At 70.3% G+C, this 17192-nt stretch carries 21 protein-coding genes and 1 riboswitch; of the genes, 15 read left to right on the top strand and 6 right to left on the bottom strand.

Annotation, left to right across the window (positions count from 1 at the left end; genetic code table 11):
• Positions 1-226: 226 nt before the first annotated feature.
• Positions 227-1270: an IS110 family RNA-guided transposase gene (locus tag BN344_RS02630; RefSeq protein WP_051515486.1), complete on the bottom strand. Its 1044-nt coding sequence runs from the start codon at positions 1268-1270 to the stop codon at positions 227-229.
• A gap of 374 nt (positions 1271-1644) precedes the next feature.
• Here BN344_RS02630 and BN344_RS02625 point away from each other — a divergent pair, with 374 nt between their 5' ends.
• On the top strand, positions 1645-1983 hold the full coding sequence (locus BN344_RS02625) for a hypothetical protein (RefSeq protein WP_155858729.1): 339 nt from the start codon (positions 1645-1647) through the stop codon (positions 1981-1983).
• Positions 1984-2084: 101 nt separating this feature from the next.
• Here the strand turns inward: BN344_RS02625 and BN344_RS18860 are convergent, their stop codons facing one another.
• Entirely contained in the window at positions 2085-3020 is a 936-nt protein-coding gene (locus BN344_RS18860) for a M56 family metallopeptidase (protein ID WP_051515485.1), read from the bottom strand.
• Positions 3017-3379 (bottom strand): BlaI/MecI/CopY family transcriptional regulator, encoded by a 363-nt coding sequence (locus BN344_RS02615; RefSeq protein ID WP_081788325.1) that lies wholly within the window; start codon positions 3377-3379, stop codon positions 3017-3019. The genes BN344_RS18860 and BN344_RS02615 overlap by 4 nt, the downstream gene beginning before the upstream one ends.
• 285 nt (positions 3380-3664) lie before the next feature.
• Positions 3665-3821: riboswitch (cyclic di-AMP (ydaO/yuaA leader) on the top strand.
• A 13-nt stretch (positions 3822-3834) separates the two neighbouring features.
• On the opposite strand from BN344_RS02615, the gene BN344_RS02610 reads away from it, so the two are divergent.
• From BN344_RS02610 to BN344_RS02570, 9 genes are all read left to right on the top strand, one after another.
• Positions 3835-4884, top strand: a complete 1050-nt coding sequence (locus BN344_RS02610; RefSeq protein ID WP_040336875.1) for a C40 family peptidase — start codon at positions 3835-3837, stop codon at positions 4882-4884.
• Positions 4885-4992: 108 nt separating this feature from the next.
• Entirely contained in the window at positions 4993-5442 is a 450-nt protein-coding gene (locus BN344_RS02605) for a hypothetical protein (protein WP_155858728.1), read from the top strand.
• Positions 5443-5523: 81 nt separating this feature from the next.
• Entirely contained in the window at positions 5524-6159 is a 636-nt protein-coding gene (locus BN344_RS02600) for a DUF305 domain-containing protein (protein ID WP_040336873.1), read from the top strand.
• A gap of 183 nt (positions 6160-6342) precedes the next feature.
• Positions 6343-6903, top strand: coding sequence for a TlpA family protein disulfide reductase (locus BN344_RS02595; RefSeq protein WP_231486437.1), 561 nt, complete (start codon positions 6343-6345; stop codon positions 6901-6903).
• On the top strand, positions 6900-7769 hold the full coding sequence (locus BN344_RS02590) for a cytochrome c biogenesis CcdA family protein (protein WP_197022217.1): 870 nt from the start codon (positions 6900-6902) through the stop codon (positions 7767-7769). The genes BN344_RS02595 and BN344_RS02590 overlap by 4 nt, the downstream gene beginning before the upstream one ends.
• Positions 7766-8659, top strand: coding sequence for a F510_1955 family glycosylhydrolase (locus BN344_RS02585; protein ID WP_231486436.1), 894 nt, complete (start codon positions 7766-7768; stop codon positions 8657-8659). Before BN344_RS02590 ends, BN344_RS02585 begins: the two co-directional genes overlap by 4 nt.
• A gap of 175 nt (positions 8660-8834) precedes the next feature.
• Positions 8835-9140: a metal-sensitive transcriptional regulator gene (locus BN344_RS02580; RefSeq protein WP_040336872.1), complete on the top strand. Its 306-nt coding sequence runs from the start codon at positions 8835-8837 to the stop codon at positions 9138-9140.
• Positions 9141-9207: 67 nt separating this feature from the next.
• Positions 9208-9474, top strand: a complete 267-nt coding sequence (locus tag BN344_RS02575; protein ID WP_040336871.1) for a heavy-metal-associated domain-containing protein — start codon at positions 9208-9210, stop codon at positions 9472-9474.
• Between the two features lie 346 nt (positions 9475-9820).
• A complete protein-coding gene (locus tag BN344_RS02570) occupies positions 9821-11938 on the top strand; it encodes a heavy metal translocating P-type ATPase (RefSeq protein WP_051515669.1) in 2118 nt (705 codons plus the stop codon).
• Between the two features lie 16 nt (positions 11939-11954).
• Here the strand turns inward: BN344_RS02570 and BN344_RS02565 are convergent, their stop codons facing one another.
• Positions 11955-12551: a DUF305 domain-containing protein gene (locus BN344_RS02565; protein WP_081788324.1), complete on the bottom strand. Its 597-nt coding sequence runs from the start codon at positions 12549-12551 to the stop codon at positions 11955-11957.
• 397 nt (positions 12552-12948) lie between these two features.
• Between BN344_RS02565 and BN344_RS21115 the strand changes: the two genes are divergently transcribed.
• Positions 12949-13452 carry an ATP-binding protein gene (locus BN344_RS21115; protein WP_331279626.1) on the top strand — a complete coding sequence of 168 codons (504 nt, stop codon included), beginning with the start codon at positions 12949-12951 and terminating at the stop codon, positions 13450-13452.
• A 163-nt stretch (positions 13453-13615) separates the two neighbouring features.
• On the opposite strand, the gene BN344_RS02555 is transcribed toward BN344_RS21115, so the two are convergent.
• The gene (locus tag BN344_RS02555; protein WP_040336870.1) at positions 13616-14023 is read right to left on the bottom strand and encodes a four-helix bundle copper-binding protein; all 408 of its coding nucleotides are present in this window, start codon (positions 14021-14023) and stop codon (positions 13616-13618) included.
• Positions 14024-14239: 216 nt separating this feature from the next.
• Between BN344_RS02555 and BN344_RS02550 the strand changes: the two genes are divergently transcribed.
• Together BN344_RS02550 and BN344_RS02545 are read left to right on the top strand one after the other, a co-directional pair.
• Positions 14240-14518, top strand: coding sequence for an ArsR/SmtB family transcription factor (locus BN344_RS02550; protein ID WP_231486435.1), 279 nt, complete (start codon positions 14240-14242; stop codon positions 14516-14518).
• A gap of 304 nt (positions 14519-14822) precedes the next feature.
• Positions 14823-15026 (top strand): DinB family protein, encoded by a 204-nt coding sequence (locus BN344_RS02545; RefSeq protein ID WP_137160521.1) that lies wholly within the window; start codon positions 14823-14825, stop codon positions 15024-15026.
• A 48-nt stretch (positions 15027-15074) separates the two neighbouring features.
• Here the strand turns inward: BN344_RS02545 and BN344_RS02540 are convergent, their stop codons facing one another.
• Positions 15075-15476: a heavy metal-responsive transcriptional regulator gene (locus BN344_RS02540; protein ID WP_040336868.1), complete on the bottom strand. Its 402-nt coding sequence runs from the start codon at positions 15474-15476 to the stop codon at positions 15075-15077.
• Positions 15477-15530: 54 nt separating this feature from the next.
• Between BN344_RS02540 and merA the strand changes: the two genes are divergently transcribed.
• Both merA and BN344_RS19795 read left to right on the top strand, forming a co-directional pair.
• The gene (gene merA, locus BN344_RS02535; RefSeq protein ID WP_040336867.1) at positions 15531-16901 is read left to right on the top strand and encodes a mercury(II) reductase; all 1371 of its coding nucleotides are present in this window, start codon (positions 15531-15533) and stop codon (positions 16899-16901) included.
• Positions 16898-17074, top strand: coding sequence for a hypothetical protein (locus BN344_RS19795; protein WP_155858726.1), 177 nt, complete (start codon positions 16898-16900; stop codon positions 17072-17074). Before merA ends, BN344_RS19795 begins: the two co-directional genes overlap by 4 nt.
• The last annotated feature ends 118 nt before the right edge of the window (positions 17075-17192 follow it).

The raw sequence follows: 17192 nt of genomic DNA, 5'->3' as shown, positions 1-17192 counted from the left end.
GCGAGCACCTCTGCCACGCTCCGGCGCCGCGGCGCATCGATAAGGGGCGGATCGGGCCGTGATGGGCCTCTATGTCTAGCGCCGTTCCGGTCTAGGTTGAAACCGCGGTGGGCGCGGGTGTCTGGCTTGAGCGAAGAGCAGGATCGGGACTGCAAGTCCTGTCGCGCAGCTGGCCTTGGCCGTTAGTCGCGTCCCGTTGCCGACCTCGCGTCCACCGCCCCAGAGGTCAGGCGGCAGCGGCCAGCGGAAGCGGTCTGTCGGCCGCCTGGTCGGCGCGGAGGGTGCGGTAGACGACGTCGGAGAGCCGGCGCTTGAGGCAGCGCAGCGCCTCGCGGCTGGTCTTGCCTTCGGCGCGTTTGCGCTCGTAGTAGGAGCGGCCTTCGGTGTCGGCGCGGATCTCGGTGATCGCGATCGTGTAGAGCGCCCGGTTGAGCTGCCGGTTGCCGCCGCGGTTCAGGCGGTGGCGGACGGTCCGCCCGGAGGAGGCCGGGATGGGGGCGGAGCCGTTGGCCGCGGCGAAGGCGTGCCGGGTCGGATAGCGGCGAACGTCGACGACCTCGGCCAGAAAGCGGGCGGCGACGAACACGCCGACGCCGTAGATGCCGGTCAGCGTCGTGCCCGACTGCTGCACCAGCTCGGCGATCTGGCTGCGCAGGCCGGCCAGCTCGGCGTTGATCTCCACCATCCGCTGTAGCCGGCGGCGGGTCACCGCAGCCCGGATGCTCGAGTCGTTCTCCAGGAGCGCCAGCCCGGACTGCAGATGCGCGGGCTGGGTGAGCCGGGGGAGTTTGTGCTGGTAGCCCGGGCGCAGCCAGCCCAGGTCGGCGTGGATCCGGTTGGCCAGCGCGGTGCGCTCGTTGATGAGCTGCTCGCGGTAGTCCATCAGCACCCGAAGGTCGGCGGGCAGCCCGTCCATCGGCCGCACCGGCGGCAGGAACGGCTCCCGGGCGGTGATGCGCGCGATCGCGACGGCGTCGACCGGGTCGGTCTTGCCCTGGCCGGGGCGGGAGAGTCGTTCCCGGGAGGTCATCAGCGGCGGCACCTCCACCACCGTCGCGCCGGCGGCGACCAGGTGCATGGCGGCGGCCCAGCCGAAGTTGGTCGACCCCTCGATCCCGACCCGCACCACCGCGTGCTCGGCGACCAGGTGGGCCAGGACGGTGAAGCCGTCGGGCTCGTTAGCTATCTGCCGCGCGGTGACCACCCGCCCGGCGGTGTCGATCACCGCGACCGCCAGCGTGTCCTTGTGGCTATCGATCCCTGCGAACACCGAACCTCCACTGCTCGGAAGAACCGCTGCCGGGCAGAGCGCAGGCATCTCAAGGGGTCACGGTTGGCGCCCCCACGCCTCTATCGAGCGTCACCTGCCCGGACTGAACCGCCGCCGGGAGGCACCCATTCAAGAGAGCCTCGGCCGAAGCCGGGCAGCAAAAGGTAGAGCCTTCCCGACGGCGGCGCGGACCCCGACCGCGCCGGGGCGAGGGCCATCCTTACCTGAGATGCATGAGGTGTGTCAGGTCGGAGGGGGTGGGGTGACGTCTGCTCCGGTCGGCGGGCTGTTGGGGGTGACGCTCGGGTCGGCAGCCGTGTCATGAGGCCGTGTGACGATCCGGCGGTCGGTCAGCTGGACGAGCGGAGGAAGCGGTGGCCAGAACGGTGAGTCGGCAGGCGGCGGCGCTGACGAAGGCGCGGGAGCGACGACGGGCGTTGGACGCCGCCCGCGATGAGCACGACCGTCGGGTCGAGGAGGCAACGGCGGAGGCGTTGGTGGCCCTGGAGGCGCGAAACGAGGCCGAGCGGGCCTTGGCGACGGCGACGGCGGCGCTCGGCGAGACGCTGAGCTCCTTGCTCGCTGAGGACGTGCCCGCAGAGCGGGCAGCCGCCCTACTGGAGCTGGACACCGCCGAGGTTCGGCGGCTGGTGAAGGCCGCCGACCGACCATCGCCCGCTGCCGCACAGCCGGTCGCGACGCTGACTTCCTGACGGCCGCAGCCGGAGCCCGAGCCGCCCGAGTGGCGCACGGGCTGCTGAGGTGACTCGAGTGTCGGTTCAGGCCGTTCCGGTCGAATGGAGCGCGGGGTGGGTCAGGCGAAGGCACACTGCACGGCGCTCACGGCGAGCGTTGCCGCGGCGGTGGGCAACAGGAGTGCGCCGGCCGCGACCGCGGAGCAGCCAGCCAGACGGCTGAGGCCGCTTCCCCCGATGCTGCCTGTGGCGAGCCGCTGGAGTCGCGCCGCAGTCAGGCGCCCGGCCATGGCGAGAGCTCCGACGGGCAGCGGCTGACCAGTCAGACGAGACAGGGCCTCGCGGACCGCGGACGGCCCGCAGGTGCGGGCGGCCCGGCTGTCCGCGGCCAGTTCGACGAGGTCCCGCGCCGCTTCGGGCGCTGCACGCAGCAGAGGGCACCACGGCAGAGCCAGGGCGAGCGTCTCGACGATGGCCAGGATGAGGTGGTGTCGGCCCCTGAGGTGGGCGCGCTCGTGCTCGAGGGTGGCGTGCACGGCCGCGGGCGTCAGTTGATCCCGCAATCCCCGGCTCATGACGATCAGACCGGAGCGTCCGCCGATGGAGAGTGCCATGGGGCGCTCGTCCTCGATCCAGAGTGGGTCATGCGCCCGGCAGCCGGCGGCCAGCAGGCGAAGCTGCTGCATGTATGGGGCGTTGCGTCGCCGACGCTGAAGTCTCCCGTGGATGACGAGGCCGACTCTGACGAGGACGAACGTGGCAGTCACCACGCCCGCGGCGGCGACAGCCTCCGCGGTCCCCGGCAGGACTCCGGAGGAGAGGGCCATCCAGCAGTTTCCGGCCAGACCGAAGGCGCCGGCATGATGCTCGTCGACGGGCAGGGCCACCAGGCTGAGCATGACGAACAGCGAGGCGACGAAGCCCAGCGTCGACAGAACCCAGCCGGTGAGCAGGATCGTTGGATCCAGGCGCCGATCCGCGAGCCACATCAGCACGCGGTGGCCGTGCCAGCCGAACAGCAGAGTGCCGGCGACGAGAGCAACGAGCCCGGTCACAGTTCGGAGCTCCGCTTGGCGAGGCCGTCACGCAGGACTTCGGATTCCTCGTCGGTCGCGGTTTCGGCGAAGTGCAGGAGGACCGACCGGGGATCCTCCGACGCCTCGAGAATTTCTCGCAGTGACGCCGCAGCCGCTGCTTCCCGGCTCCGTGCCGGGAGGTAGCTGTACGCGCGGCCGACCGCTTCGCGATCCACCATCCCCTTGCGGTGCAGCGTGCTCAACACCGTCATGACCGTCGTGTAGGCCAGGTTCCGCTTCACGGGCAGCCGTTCGAGAACCTCCCGCACAGTCAGTGCGCCGTCGGCCGACCATAGGACGCCCATGACGGCCGCCTCCAGCTTGCCGAGCGGTGGCACCGGTGCTCCTTCGTGAGTGCCCGAGCACGCTCTCCATGCGATGGAGCGGTGGAGTCGTGTCCGGATCGGGCGTGTGCGCCCGGCGGTTCATCGGTCGTCGCACCCTACTGGCAGTCAGTGAGAGAGGACCTCATCCCAAGAGGGCCTCGGCGGGACGCACAGGGCGGTCGCGAAACTCGGGCGAACTGAGCGACAACTATTTGCCCCGCATAGTTGTCACGGAACGGTCACGGACCTATGTTGGCCAAGCCCGGTTCGGCAGTCGTCCTCCGCACATGGAGGCCCGTCCGGGCGCCGCCGAACCCAGGATGGGCGACCGTCCGGGACCGGGGACCCATCGCAGTACTGGGGTGAATCCTGCGCGCCGAACTGCCGGCCGCAGGTAGGGCGTCTTCCAGCCCGAATCCGTCAGCTAACTCGGTAGGCGGCACTGGAAGACAGGAGAGCCGCCCATCGTGGCGACTGCCCACCGCCCCTGCACGCCTTCTCTCCGATCCACCCGACACTGGCGGAAGCGCAGCCTGCTGCTTGCTGTCATCGCCGTCGTCGGGATCGATCTCGCTTCCGCCCCTGCCGCCGCAGCGGCCCCGGGTGACCCCGTCACAGCCGAGGATGCAGCTTCTCTCGTCGCCGAGCGCGGCCATCAGCTGGAAGTCCTCACCGAGCAGTTCAACGAGGCGCGGGAGAACCTCGAGTCCCAGCAGGCCGCCGCGGCGGCGGCCGAGGACGAAGTCGCCGCGGCGGAGGCGGAGCTAGTCGTGCTCGGTGAGCAACTGGCAGGCGTCGCACAGACCGCATACACCGGGGACGGATTCGGCGCCCTCCGGGCGTTTATGACCAGCGGATCCCCCGAGGAGTTCCTCGATCGAGTCGCCCTCCTGGAGTCAGTGGCGGGTCACCACAACGATGTGGTCGACCGGGTTGCCAGCGCCCAGGCTGTGGCCGAGAAAGCGCAGCTTTCGGCCGAGCGGGCCGCAGCCGAGGCTCAGCGGCACGTTGACGAGGTGACCGCGAAGCAGGCGGACCTCCAGGCCGAGATCGCCGAGTACCAGGCCCGGTACACGGCGCTGACAGCCGCTCAGCAGGAAGAGGCCGACGCCGCGCACGGCGGACGGACGCTGGCGGCACCGCCGCCGAGTGAAGTGGTGGCCAACAGCGCTGCGGCGCAAACTGCCGTCGACACCGCGATGGCCCAGCTCGGGGACCCCTACGTTTGGGCCGCAGCGGGACCCGACTCTTTCGACTGCTCCGGGCTGACCCAATACGCCTTCGCCGCAGCGGGGATCTCGCTGCCGCACTCCAGCAGGATGCAGGCCACCATGGGTCAGGCGGTCTCGAGGGCCGAGCTGCAGGCGGGGGACCTCGTCTACTTCTACAGCCCGGTGAGCCACATCGGCATCTACATCGGCGGTGGACAGATGGTCCACGCATCTACGTTCGGTGAACCCGTCAAGGTCGGCTCCGTCGACATGTCGGGTTACGCGGGGGCGCGACGCATCGTCTGAGGGCCGGGCCGAGAACAGTCGCCATACGACGGACCGCCTCGCCGGCCCGCCTCCTGGCGATGTAAGTACTACGCGGCCTAGTAGTCTGGGGCGGTCTTGGGAGGTGGCATGTCGGCGCGACATATGTGGGTGCTGCTGCTGCTCGCTGCTGTCTTCTCCATGCACGGTGTTCAGTGCATGGCGGCCGACATGGACGCCGGCCACGGGACGGCGGCATCCGCGATGACCGTGGTCCACGGCGCCGCGTTGGCAGAGCCGTTCTGGCCGGCGTCCGCGGTCGTGGGGCATCAGTTGTCCGGCGTCGTCCCGGGCGGGGTCTCCGTCGCCGCCATGTCCGGTCTGCCGCACGAAAATCCGCTGATGCCCGGTGCCGCCGTCGGGGCGGTCTGTCTCGCGGTGCTGTTGACCGGCGTGGTCCTGCTCGGCGTGGCTGCGCTGGTCCGACGAGCGCCAGTGTCCATCGTCCGCGCCAGGGCGCCTTCTGCGCTGTGGCACACCTGGTGGTCCAGGCTCCCGCGGCCACCGGATCTCTCCGCTCTCTGTCTCCTCCGGATCTAGGCCGAGTGCCCAGACCCGCCAGCCCATGTGCTCGGTCGGGTCCGTTCTGCACGCCTATGACACCAACCCAGGAGACTTGCAATGACGCGCACCACCGCTCGACTTGTCCGCCTTGCCGGCGGCCTCATGGCAGGCGCCATCGTGCTGGCGGGCTGCTCCAACGACGGCGAAGGCTCCAGCACCGGGAGTAGCTCCGAGAGCAGCGCCGCCGCCGACACCTCGGCCGACGACGCCACCGCCCACAACGACGCCGACGTGGCCTTCGTCCAGGGCATGCTCCCGCACCACGAGGGGGCCCTCCGCATGGCTCAGCTCGCCGATGGCCGGGCCTACGACCCGAGGGTGATCGACCTGGCCAATCGCATCGAGGCCGCGCAGGGGCCGGAGATCGAGACGATGACCGGGTGGCTCGAGGAGTGGGGCGAGCCGCTGCCCGAGGAGGACATGGGCGGCATGGACCACGGCTCCGGCGGCATGGACATGGAAGGCATGACCGAGGAGGACATGACAGCGCTGGATTCCACCTCCGGCGCTGAGTTCGATCGCATGTTCCTCGAGATGATGATTCCGCACCACCAGGGCGCCGTGGACATGGCCGAGACCGAGATCGCCGACGGTTCCAATCCGGACGCCGTCGATATGGCCCGGGAGATCGTCGAGTCCCAGACCGCTGAGATCGAGGAGATGCAGACGCTGCTGACCGAGTTGGGCGGCTGACGCCGCGACGGGGGGCGCTGTTCCGGATTCGGGACAGCGCCACCCGTCGACAGCTTCGCGCGCTTCGGCCGAAGAGCCGGAGCGCTCCCTCAACGTCGGCCTCTCCGTCTCGAAGGACTACCCATGCGCGCTGACATGCGTCGCCCAGCTGGATCTGTTCGTGCGTCTCGCCGTCTCGCACTCGTGGCCGTCTCGGCCCTGTTCGTCACCCTCACCGGCTGCTCGTCCAGCGACGTAGACCAGACGACGCCCGGGACTCGGTACGAGTTCAACGGCGCTACCCCTGCTGGCCAGGCGATCGAAGCCACCAGTCGCGCGGTCGCGCCTTCCTTCAGTGGCGAACTTCTCGATGGCACCCCGTTCGACTCGGCCGACCTGGCTGGGGATATCGCCGTGATCAACTTCTGGGGATCGTGGTGCGCGCCCTGCCGCGTCGAGACTCCCGAATTCCAGGACGTCTACGCCGAGCGCCGTGACGAAGGCGTGCAGTTCCTCGGCGTAGACGTGAAAGACGACCGGCAGATGGCCAGCGCCTTCATGACCAAGGTGGGCGCGGAGTATCCGTCGATGTTCGACCCGCGGGGCGAGGTCGCCATGGCCTTCCGTGGCTTCCCGGCCAACGTCGTCCCGTCGACCATCGTGCTCGACACGGAGGGACGAGTGGCTGGTGTCTATACCGGGGCCGTGGCACGAGAAGACCTTCAGTCGGTGCTGTCGAGCCTCCTGCAGGAGACCGGAGGATGACCGAGCTCGGAAACATGTTCGCCGGCATCGTCACCGATGGGTCGTTGCTGGTGGCCTTCGCCGTGGCGGCGCTGGTCGGACTGATCAGCTTCGCCTCCCCCTGCTGTCTGCCCCTGGTCCCGGGGTACGTCGGCTACATCGCGGGGCTTGCCGGAACGGCCGTCGAAGCGGAAGAACCGGGGGGGAGGAGGGCCGGACCCGCTCCCGGGACAGGAACACCGGTAGCCGCAGCTGCTGAGGCCGGTACGGGCGCCGTCAGGACGGCGGTCCGCAGCCCCGGCAGACGAAGGATGCTGATCGGATCCCTGCTCTTCGTCTCCGGCTTCAGCGCAGTGTTCATCTCTTTCGGCGCCCTGTTCGGTGGCCTGGGTCGGCTCCTGCTGGAGTGGGCACCGGTGCTGACCCGGGTGGCCGGTGTCGTGACCATCGGCATGGGGCTGGCATTCCTCGGCGCGCTTCCCTGGCTGCAGCGGGAACGCCGTCTGCACCACCGGCCCTCCGGCGGCCTGGCTGGCGCGCCGGTGCTCGGCGTCGTCTTCGGGCTGGGGTGGACGCCGTGCCTGGGGCCCACGCTCGCCGCAGTCAACACCCTCGCCTACGCAGAGGCCTCCGCGCTTCGCGGTGCAGTGCTCGGGTTGGCCTACTGCCTCGGCTTGGGAATCCCTTTCGTGGCGATGGCGCTCGGTGCCCGCCGCGTCGTGGGCGTGTCGGCCTGGGCGCGTCGACATGCTCGCACCGTGACACGGATCGGCGGCGGCCTGTTGATCGTGCTCGGCCTACTGCTCGTCAGCGGGTACTGGGATGGATTGATGTTCTGGCTTCGGGCATGGCTCGCGGCCACGGGATGGGGAGAGTCATTTCTGTGACCGACAAGTACTCGCTGGCGGGGATGTTGCGGCGCCCCTTGGCGGTGACGGCAGCAGCGGCCGCCACCGCGCTGCTCGTCGCTGGTTGCACCTCCTCGTCCGCGCAGTCGGAAGCCGAGGCAACTGGAGCGGCGGCCGGCATGCTGCCGTCCAGCCACATCCACGGTGTCGCGATCGACCCAGCTGACGGGCGACTGCTCCTGGCCACGCACGACGGGCTTTTCGAAGTGGGCGATGACGGAGAGTCGACCCATATCGGGCCGGTCATCGACCTGATGGGCTTCGCAGTCCGCGGACCGGGGCACTTCCTCGCCTCCGGGCATCCCGGACCGGACGTGGACCTGCCAGAGCCGGTCGGGCTGATCGAGTCGACGGACGGTGGCCGGACGTGGGAACCGCGATCCCGGCAGGGCGAGTCCGACTTTCATGCGCTGACGGTCAGCGACGCGGGGGTCCTCGGTTACGACGGCTCACTCGTGCGTAGCTCTGACGGCGACGAGTGGGAGCAACTACGGATTCCGGCAGCTCCGGCGACACTCGCCGCCGCACCGGACGGTCGGACGGTCCTCGCCACCACTGAACGAGGTCTCTTCAGCTCCCTCGACGGCGGGGGCTCGTGGGTCCGGAACGACGGTGCGCCGCTCCTCCAGGTGGTCGACTGGGCTGACGACGGCATGAACGTCGCGGGGGTGGACCCCTCCGGTTTGGTGTGGACGAGCGCCGACGGAGCCGTGACCTGGCAGGCGGGGCCCGATCTGGAATCACCCCCTCAGGCAGTGGCGGCGACCTCCTCGGCGGGGGGCTCGCTGCGGATCGCCGTCGTCACGACCACGGCGCTGATGGAGTCGGACGACGGCGGACTGACCTTCGATGTCGTCCTGCAGAACTGAGGCATGGCGGGGCGCCGGGCGCCTTGCAGGGCGCCCGCGCAAGCCCTCCGGGACCGTGCCGCACGGGTCCTCCTCGGGGAGCGCTGAGAGTGTCTTGCGCTTTAACCCCCCGGGGGTATAACGTTCGCCTTGCCGATACCGGTGGGGGGTATCCGAACCGGCGCAGGAGGATGAGATGGACCACGCAGGGGCGGGCAGTGCTCACGGCTACATCCAGCGCAGGGACGACTACCTCAAGCGCCTTCGCCGGATCGAAGGGCAGGTTCGAGGCCTCCAGCGCATGGTCGAAGAGGAGCAGTACTGCATCGACATCCTCACGCAGGTGTCGGCAACCACGAAGGCTCTCCAATCAGTCGCGCTCGGACTGATCGAGGAGCACATGACTCATTGCGTTGTGCGGGCGGCCGCAGTCGGCGGCGCCGAAGCCGACGTGAAGATCCGCGAGGCGACCGAGGCCATCGCCCGCCTGGTCCGCTCCTGAGACGGAACCACCCGAACCAACACCCACGGCAATGCACGCCCACAAGGAATCGAAAGGACCATCCGAGATGAGCACCGCCACGTACAAGGTCGTCGGCATGACCTGCGGCCACTGCGTCAACTCCGTGACCGAAGAGGTCAGCCAGGTTCCCGGCGTCACCGACGTCAACGTCGACCTCGCCACCGGTGGACTCACCGTCAGCACGGTGGCCGATGTGGACGACGGTGCCGTGCGCGCCGCCGTTGAAGAGGCCGGCTATCAGGTAGCCGAGCCCGCCAACCTGCTCGCAGAGGCTGGCGGCCAGACGTCCGGGTGTGGCTGCGGCTGCAGCTGACAGTCTGCGCCCGGAAGCCGGTCACGGGGCACCGCCAGGGTTGAAGGCGGAACGATGACCGGTCGACGCCCCTAAAACCTCGGCAGCACCCCTAGCCGGATCGTCGGCACGGGGAGCTCATCGGATCGAAGACTCTCAACGCGAAGGTTGCACGGTCATGTCTGAACGCACGAGCCGTTCTGGTCACCAGCACTCGGGGCACGGGGATGAAGCCACGCCGGGAGGCGATCACGGATCCACCCACGGGCAGGGCATGCCGGACACGGCCGACGCGGCCGTTGTCGGTTCGGAAGTCGAGGATCCACTGAACGCAGCGGCCGGGCACACCGGCGACGCTCACGGCGATATGCCCGCCGCGCACGAAGGCGGTCACGGGGACCACGGCGACACAGGCGGTGGCGGGCACGGCGGGCACGGTGGACACGGCGGCGCCCACGACCACGTGGCGATGTTCCGGCGGTTGTTCTGGATCATGCTGGCGCTCTCGGTGCCGACGGTGCTGCTCAGCGAGATGTTCGCCTCGATCGTCGGCTACTCCCTGCCAGACGTCCCCGGCCTGACGTGGGTTGCCCCGCTGCTGGGCACGGTGATGTACGTCTGGGGCGGGCGCCCGTTCCTGACCGGCGCCGTTGGGGAGATCCGGGCCCGCAAGCCCGGGATGATGCTGCTGATCGGCATGGCCATCACGGTGGCCTTCGTCGCGTCCTTGGGTGCCAGCCTGGGTGTGCTCTCCCATGAGCTGGACTTCTGGTGGGAACTCGCCCTGCTGATCGTGATCATGCTGCTCGGGCACTGGCTCGAGATGCGCTCGTTGGCGCAGACCTCCTCCGCGCTGGACTCGCTGGCTGCGCTCCTACCCGACGAGGCGGAGAAGGTCGAGGGCGACCGCGTCGTGAGCGTGGCCCCTGCCGAGTTGGTCACCGGCGACGTGGTCGTCGTCCGGCCGGGCGGGCGCGTGCCCGCCGACGGCGAGGTCGTAGAGGGCACCGCCGACGTGGACGAGTCGATGATCACCGGCGAGTCGAAGCCGGTCCGTCGGGCACCGGGCGACTCGGTGGTGGCCGGCACGGTGGCCACCGACACTGCCATCCGGGTGCGGGTCACCGCGGTGGGAGAGGACACCGCGCTGGCGGGGATCCAGCGGCTGGTCGCCGAGGCCCAGTCCTCCTCCACCCGCGCGCAACTGCTGGCGGATAAGGCCGCCGGGTGGCTGTTCTGGTACGCCGTGGTGGCGGCGGTGATCACCGCGGTCGTCTGGTCGGCCTTCGGGGCTCCGGAGAGCGCGTTGGTCCGGGTCATCACGGTGCTGGTCATCGCCTGCCCGCACGCGTTGGGCCTTGCGATCCCCCTGGTCGTCTCCATCTCGACCGAGCGCGCAGCCAGGGGCGGCGTGCTGGTCAAGGATCGCGCTGCGCTGGAGCGGATGCGCACGATCGACACCGTTCTGTTCGACAAGACCGGGACGCTGACCAAGGGTGAGCCGGCGCTGAACCACGTCGCCACCACCGGCGCCCCCGACGATGAGGTCCTCGCGCTGGCCGCAGCGGCGGAGGCCGATAGCGAGCACCCGCTCGCCCGGGCCATCGTCGCCGCAGCCCGGCACCGCGGGCTGAGCATCCAGCCGGCCACCGACTTCCGGGCATCGGCCGCCGTCGGGGTGACCGCCACCGTCGACGGTCGCACCGTGGCCGTCGGAGGCCCGCACCTGCTGACCGAACACGACCTGCCGCCGCTGCCCACCGCGCAGCCCTGGGTCGAGGCCGGGGCCACGGTGCTGCACGTCCTCGTCGACGGCGCCGTCGTCGGGGCGCTGGCGCTGGCCGACGAGATCCGCGAGGAGTCCCGGGAGGCGGTCGACGCCCTGCACCGCCTCGGCGTCGAGGTCGTGATGATCACCGGGGATGCTGAGCCGGTCGCCCGGTCCGTGGCCGCCGAGCTGGGCATCGCCCAGGTCTTCGCCGGCGTACGACCGGAGAACAAGAGCGAAAAGGTCGCCGCGCTGCAGCACCAGGGTCGTGCGGTGGCGATGGTCGGCGACGGGGTCAACGATGCCCCGGCCTTGGCGCAGGCCGACGTCGGCATCGCGATCGGCGCGGGCACCGACGTCGCGATCGCCTCGGCCGGAGTCATCCTTGCCTCCGACGACCCCCGTTCGGTGCTCTCGGTCATCCAGCTCTCTCGGGCCGGCTACCGCAAGATGCAGCAGAACCTCTGGTGGGCCGCCGGCTACAACCTCGCTGCGGTTCCGCTGGCCGCGGGCGTGCTCGCCCCGATCGGTTTCATTCTCCCGATGGAGGTCGGCGCGATCCTTATGTCGCTGTCCACCGTCGTCGTCGCCCTCAACGCCCAGCTGCTGCGGCGCCTCGACCTGAGCCCCGAGGCCAGCGTCGCCGCAGCCGGGACGGATGGGTCGCCGCGCCAGAAGACGTCTGCCAAAGAGCCGGCCACGCTCGGACGTCGCTGATCTGGTTCCGCCGCGGTCACTCTGGGGGGCAGTTCCGCTCTGCGGACGCCTGGAAGTCAGGGACAGGTCGAGCCTCGGCTTCCTCGGGCGTACTGGCGATTCCGTTGCGCTCGATGTCCTCGATCAGCCAGTCCATCTCGTCGATTTCCCGCCGCTGCGCCTCGCTGATCTCAACGGCCAGTTGGCATACGCGAATGTCGGACAGTTCGGCTCGCTCGGACCGGGTGATGGCCATCGAGTGATGAGGGATCATCGCACTCATCCACGAGCCGTCCTGGACGGTCGTCTGACTGCGGTCGAGGAACACTCCCGCTCCCAGCAGCACGAGGCTCGCCGCCACGATGGCGATGTTGCCCTTCATGTTCTTGTACATGTTGAGCATCCAGCCGAGCATGACCAGCCCCATGGTTCCGCCCATGGTGATCGCCATGAACATGCGGCTCTGACTGAAGCGGATGTGGCTCCACTCATAAGAGCTGACGAACATGACCCCGTACATCACGACCATGGCCGTCAAGATCATGGCCCCAAAGCGCAAGTACATCTTGATGTCGGGCGACATCTTGCCGCCGTCACCGTGCTCGTTTGCCTCGTCGTTCTTCTTCGTCGCCATGGATCGAATCTCCGTCCTTGATGTCGGTTGGCGAGGAATTCGCAGGTCAGTCACTTCATCGCCACGAGAGCCGTTCGCCGCGCCCGGTGAAGGCGCATGCGCCTGGTTGCCTTGGCGACGTTCAATGCGGACGTCGGGCCCCGTGCGCGGTGTTGGTCATGCCGGGCCGTCCGCATGCCCGTACGGTCGTACGGGTAAACGCAGTGAGCCAGTTCGGCCGTCGGCCCGGGCGCGGCCGTCCGCCGCCCAGTCGCTCTGGGTTCGGGACAACCGAGCGGTGGATCGGACACACTGCTCAGGTGCCGGAGGATTTCCTGTCACGGTCGTCGCCGGTCAGTAGAGATAGAGGCCCAGGTGGGGTGAGCTCGACCCGGGAGAGGTCCATGAACGAAGCGATGTGGAGCCAGCGGCGGCCGTTGCCTGCCGGCCCCGTGGACTCCCTCGGTGTCTGGGACGGGCAACCCGGCACTCTCGCCGACGTCACAGAGTTGCGCCTGCACCTGCGCGAGGGCTCGCTGATGCCGCCCGCCGTGGTGACGCCGACGACGCGGACATCGAGAGACTGCTGCTGGTCTTCGAGGAACTGACCTCCAACGGGCTGCGGCACGGGCAAACGTCGGTGCGGGTCGTGGTCACCACCATCCAAACCGGGCGGCTGATCGACGTGAGCGACGCCGCGGCCGACCGCCCGCCCACGCTGGCGGTCGGCCGGGACGCTGCCCAGGGTGGGTTGGGTCTCTACCTCGTCGCCCGGCTCAGTGCCGCGCACGGCTGGATGGTTCAGGACGACCGCAAGCACGTGTGGGCACGGCTCGACTACGCGCCCCGTAGCGCGCCCGATCTGGCGCCTCCGCTGCCGCGGCCTCGCGACGAGACGACCGGCCGGAGCCAGTTCCAGTAGCGGCCGGCTGCCAGACCGCACCGCTAATCTCGGCGTTCGTAATCGCCCCTCGTCGAGTCCAGGAGGTTCACCGGCCAAAGCAGTCACGGCCGGGGGCGTAAGCGTTTCAGAGCGCCCGAACCCGCACAGCGTGCTGTCGGGCGCCCCGTCGGCCCGTGGTGGGTCAGCCCAGCGAAGTGATGAGATCCCGGCAGGCCTGCTCGCAGCGCCGACAGGCCTCGGCGCACACCCGGCAGTGCTCGTGCATCGAGGCGTGGCTCTCGCACTCGTCACCACACGCCTTGCAGGCGGCGACGCAGGCCTCGAGGACGGCGCGGGTGAGGTTGGCGTCGTAGCCGGTGTGCCGGGAGAGCACGCGGCCGGTCGTGTCGCAGATGTCGGCGCAGTCGGTGTTGGTGCGGATGCACTTCGTCAGCTCGGCGACCATGTCCTCGCTGAGACAGGCGTCGGCGCAGGCGGTGCAGGCCTGGGCGCACTCGAAGCAGGCCTCGATGCAGACCAGCAGCTTCTGCTTGTCCACCCCGCCGAGGTCCTTGGGGTAGGTGTCGAGCATCTGGGCTGCCACGGTCATGGCTACTCCTCGGGTTCCCGGCGCCGAACGGCTCGGATGCCGTTCGGGACTGTCGCCGACGAACTCGGCGTACCCGCAGACCCGTACGGGTATGAATGGTCCGGAGGTGTTTCTCGAATGACTGAACCTGGCCACGCCCATCCGGTCGACCCGGAGCGTGTCGCGCATGCCCGAGCCCGGCTGCCTAGCCGAGAGGAAGCCGCCCAGCTGACCAGCGTGCTGAGCCTGATGGCCGACCCCACCCGGGCCCGGGTCCTGTTCGCCCTCGACATGGTCGAAGAGCTCTGCGTCGGCGATCTCGCGCTGGCCCTGGAGGCCAACGAGGACGCCGTGGGGTACGCGCTCCGGTTGTTGCGCACGGCGGGACTGGTGACCAACCGGAAGCAGGGGCGCGTCGTGTACTACCGCTTGGCAGAGGGGTTCCCCGAGCCACTGCGAGAGCACTGCCTGCGTCAGTTGGTCGTTCTCTCGGAAGCGGCGCCGGACGACGACTGACAGTTGGCGTGTCGGGTCCGGCGCAGTTGCCAGGCGGGGGCGGTTGTCGCCGCGCGAACGTCCTCTGCCACCCCTACAGTCGGCCACACCCGGACGTTCGTGCGGATGCTGTGCCGCTCGCGGCCCAGTCCCTGCTGATCCCGTCGGAAGGCGAGGAGGGCGACGTGGTTGCGCTGCTTTCGATGGCTGCCTTGATCGTGGCGGCCGCGGCTGGGCGGCGCTGCTGAACTCCGCCACCCGGCCGTTCCACGTCGTCAACTTCTGGGGGTCGGTCGGCGCGGCTCGGGTGTTCAACTATGTCCGGATGGGGCCGCTCGCCGACCGCACCATCGCCGCGCTGCAGCGGCACCTGGCGCGGGAGCCGGAGGCCGCACTACGCCGCGGGATGCCGTTCCCGGCCGGCTGGGATCCGTACTTCGGGTACCTGACGCTGGCGGAGGTGTACCGCTACCCGACCCGGCACTTCGAGCACCACCGCCGCCAGCTGTCCCTCCGTAGCGGTCGATGACCGCTCGCCGACGGCGCCCGCACGGGATGTGCCGGGCGCCCCGCCCGTTCACCCGTCGGTCGGGATGACGTGGCAGACGGCGGTGGTGTCGCAGTCGGCCGGGTCGAGGCGGTCGGCGCGGTCGCGGAGCCGCCGGACCTCCTCGCGTAGCGCGGTCAGCTCGGCGATGCGCCGGTCGAGGTCGACGGCGTGGTCCTCGAGCAGGGCGGTGACGTGGCGGCACGGCGGCCCGTGGTGCTCGCGGACGGTGACGATCTGCCGGATCTCGGCGAGGGTGAGGCCGGCGGCTTGGGCGGCCCTGACGAACCGCAGCCGGGTCAGCGCGGCCTCGTCGTAGTCGCGGTATCCCGAGGGCCGGCGCTCCGGCGCGGGCAGCACGCCGGCGGCCTCGTAGAACCGCAGCGCCTTGACCGTCAGCCCGGTCCTGGTGGCGAGCTCACCGATGCGCATGCGCCCAGACTACGGCTTGACCCTCTAGCGCAGGGGAGGGTTTAGCGTCCGGGCATGAGCGAGGAACTGGACCTGGTGGTGGTCGGCAGCGGCGGCGCGGCGATGGCCGCCGGCATCCACGCCCGCCGGGCGGGGCGGTCGGTCGTGCTGGTGGAGCGGGCCGTGGTCGGCGGCACCTGCGTCAACATCGGGTGTGTCCCGAGCAAGACGCTGCTGGCCGCCGGCGGGCAGCGCGCGCACGCCTTGCACAACCCGTTCCGCGGCGTGCCGACCAGCGCCGGGCCGGTCGACCTGGCCGCGGTGGTGGCGCAGAAGGACGCGCTGATCGCCGGGATGCGCGCGGAGAAGTACGTGGACGTGGCGGCCGCGCACGGCTTCAAGATCCGCCGCGGCGAGGCCCGGTTCGCCGATCCGGACACGCTGCTGGTCGACGGGCGGCCGCTGCCGGCCGCCGCCTACGTGCTGGCCGCCGGCGCCGCGCCGGCGAACCCGGACCTGCCCGGCATCGCCGAGACGGACCCGCTCACCTCCACCACCGCGATGGAGCTGGCCGAGCTGCCCGACAGCCTGATCGTCATCGGCGGTGGCTACGTCGGCATGGAGCAGGCGCAGCTGTTCGCCGGGCTGGGCACCCGGGTGACCCTGGTCGGCCGACTCGCGCCGCGCGCCGAGCCGGAGCTGGTGGAGCTGATGCGGCAGGCGTTCGCCCGGGCCGGCATCACCGTGCTCGAGCAGCACGCGGTGCGGGTGGCCGCGGCCGCGGGCGGGGTGCAGGTGGTCACCGACGCCGGGCAGACGGTGACCGGCCGGCGGCTGCTGGTGGCCACCGGACGCCGGGCACAGACCGACCGGCTGAACCTGGCCGCGGCGGGCGTCGCGGTCGACGAGCGTGGGTTCATCGCCGTGGACGCCCGGCAGCAGACCAGCAACCCGAAGGTGTGGGCGGCCGGCGACGTGACCGGCGCACCCCAGTTCGTGTACGTCGCCGCCGCGACCGGCCGCGCCGCCGCGGTCAACGCCCTCGGCGGCAAGCACGAGGTCGACTACACCGGCCTGCCGGCGGTCATCTTCACCCGCCCGCAGCTGGCCAGCGCCGGGCTGACCGAGGCGCAGGCGCTGGCCGCCGGGCATGCCTGCGACTGCCGGGTGCTCGGCGGGCAGGACATCCCGCGGTCGCTGACCAACCAGGACACCCTGGGGGCGCTGAAGATCGTCGCCGACGCCGACACCGGGCGGGTGCTGGGCGTGCACGCCGCCCTGGAGGGCGCCGGTGACGTGATGCTCGCCGCCACCTACGCGATCAAGGCAGGCATGACGATCGACGACATCGCCGACACCTGGGCGCCGTATCTGACGATGAGCGAGGCGCTGCGCATCGCCGCCGGGCTCTACCGCGGCGACAAGCCGACCAGCTGCTGCGCATGAGCGGCGACCCCGACCCCTGCTGCGGGCCGGCCGGCGCGGCGCTGACCGCCCACCTGGCGGCCGCGCAACGGGCCGCAGGCCTGCCCGAGTGCACCTTCGACCAGTGGCTGGCCGCCGCGCCCGCCGACGCCCAGCTCCTGCACCGGGTGCTGCTGGCCGCCCGGCCGGGCTAGAGGTGGCGTCGGTGGCCGTTACCGTCCCTGTCTCTGGATTGGAAGTACGCCGCCGATGGGGTTCGGTACGCCGACATGCCTGACGTCGAACAGTCCGCCAGAGTCGCTGCCGCCTGGC

The sequence above is a fragment of the Candidatus Blastococcus massiliensis AP3 genome, from assembly GCF_000582785.1.
Lineage (GTDB): Bacteria > Actinomycetota > Actinomycetes > Mycobacteriales > Geodermatophilaceae > Blastococcus > Blastococcus massiliensis.
The sequence above is the reverse complement of the archived record's forward strand: the minus strand, read 5'-3'. Positions and strand labels throughout refer to the sequence as shown.

Bases quoted from the DNA above. Each gene is read 5' to 3' on its own strand.
- BN344_RS02545 (WP_137160521.1), top strand. From the start codon at position 14,823: ATGGGGCCGCTCGCCGACCGCACCATCGCCGCGCTGCAGCGGCACCTG.
- BN344_RS02605 (WP_155858728.1), top strand. From the start codon at position 4,993: ATGTCGGCGCGACATATGTGGGTGCTGCTGCTGCTCGCTGCTGTCTTC.
- BN344_RS02590 (WP_197022217.1), top strand. From the start codon at position 6,900: ATGACCGAGCTCGGAAACATGTTCGCCGGCATCGTCACCGATGGGTCG.
- BN344_RS02600 (WP_040336873.1), top strand. From the start codon at position 5,524: ATGACGCGCACCACCGCTCGACTTGTCCGCCTTGCCGGCGGCCTCATG.
- BN344_RS02540 (WP_040336868.1), bottom strand. From the start codon at position 15,476: ATGCGCATCGGTGAGCTCGCCACCAGGACCGGGCTGACGGTCAAGGCG.
- BN344_RS02580 (WP_040336872.1), top strand. From the start codon at position 8,835: ATGGACCACGCAGGGGCGGGCAGTGCTCACGGCTACATCCAGCGCAGG.
- merA (WP_040336867.1), top strand. From the start codon at position 15,531: ATGAGCGAGGAACTGGACCTGGTGGTGGTCGGCAGCGGCGGCGCGGCG.
- BN344_RS19795 (WP_155858726.1), top strand. From the start codon at position 16,898: ATGAGCGGCGACCCCGACCCCTGCTGCGGGCCGGCCGGCGCGGCGCTG.
- BN344_RS02555 (WP_040336870.1), bottom strand. From the start codon at position 14,023: ATGACCGTGGCAGCCCAGATGCTCGACACCTACCCCAAGGACCTCGGC.
- BN344_RS02575 (WP_040336871.1), top strand. From the start codon at position 9,208: ATGAGCACCGCCACGTACAAGGTCGTCGGCATGACCTGCGGCCACTGC.
- BN344_RS02570 (WP_051515669.1), top strand. From the start codon at position 9,821: ATGCCCGCCGCGCACGAAGGCGGTCACGGGGACCACGGCGACACAGGC.
- BN344_RS02565 (WP_081788324.1), bottom strand. From the start codon at position 12,551: ATGGCGACGAAGAAGAACGACGAGGCAAACGAGCACGGTGACGGCGGC.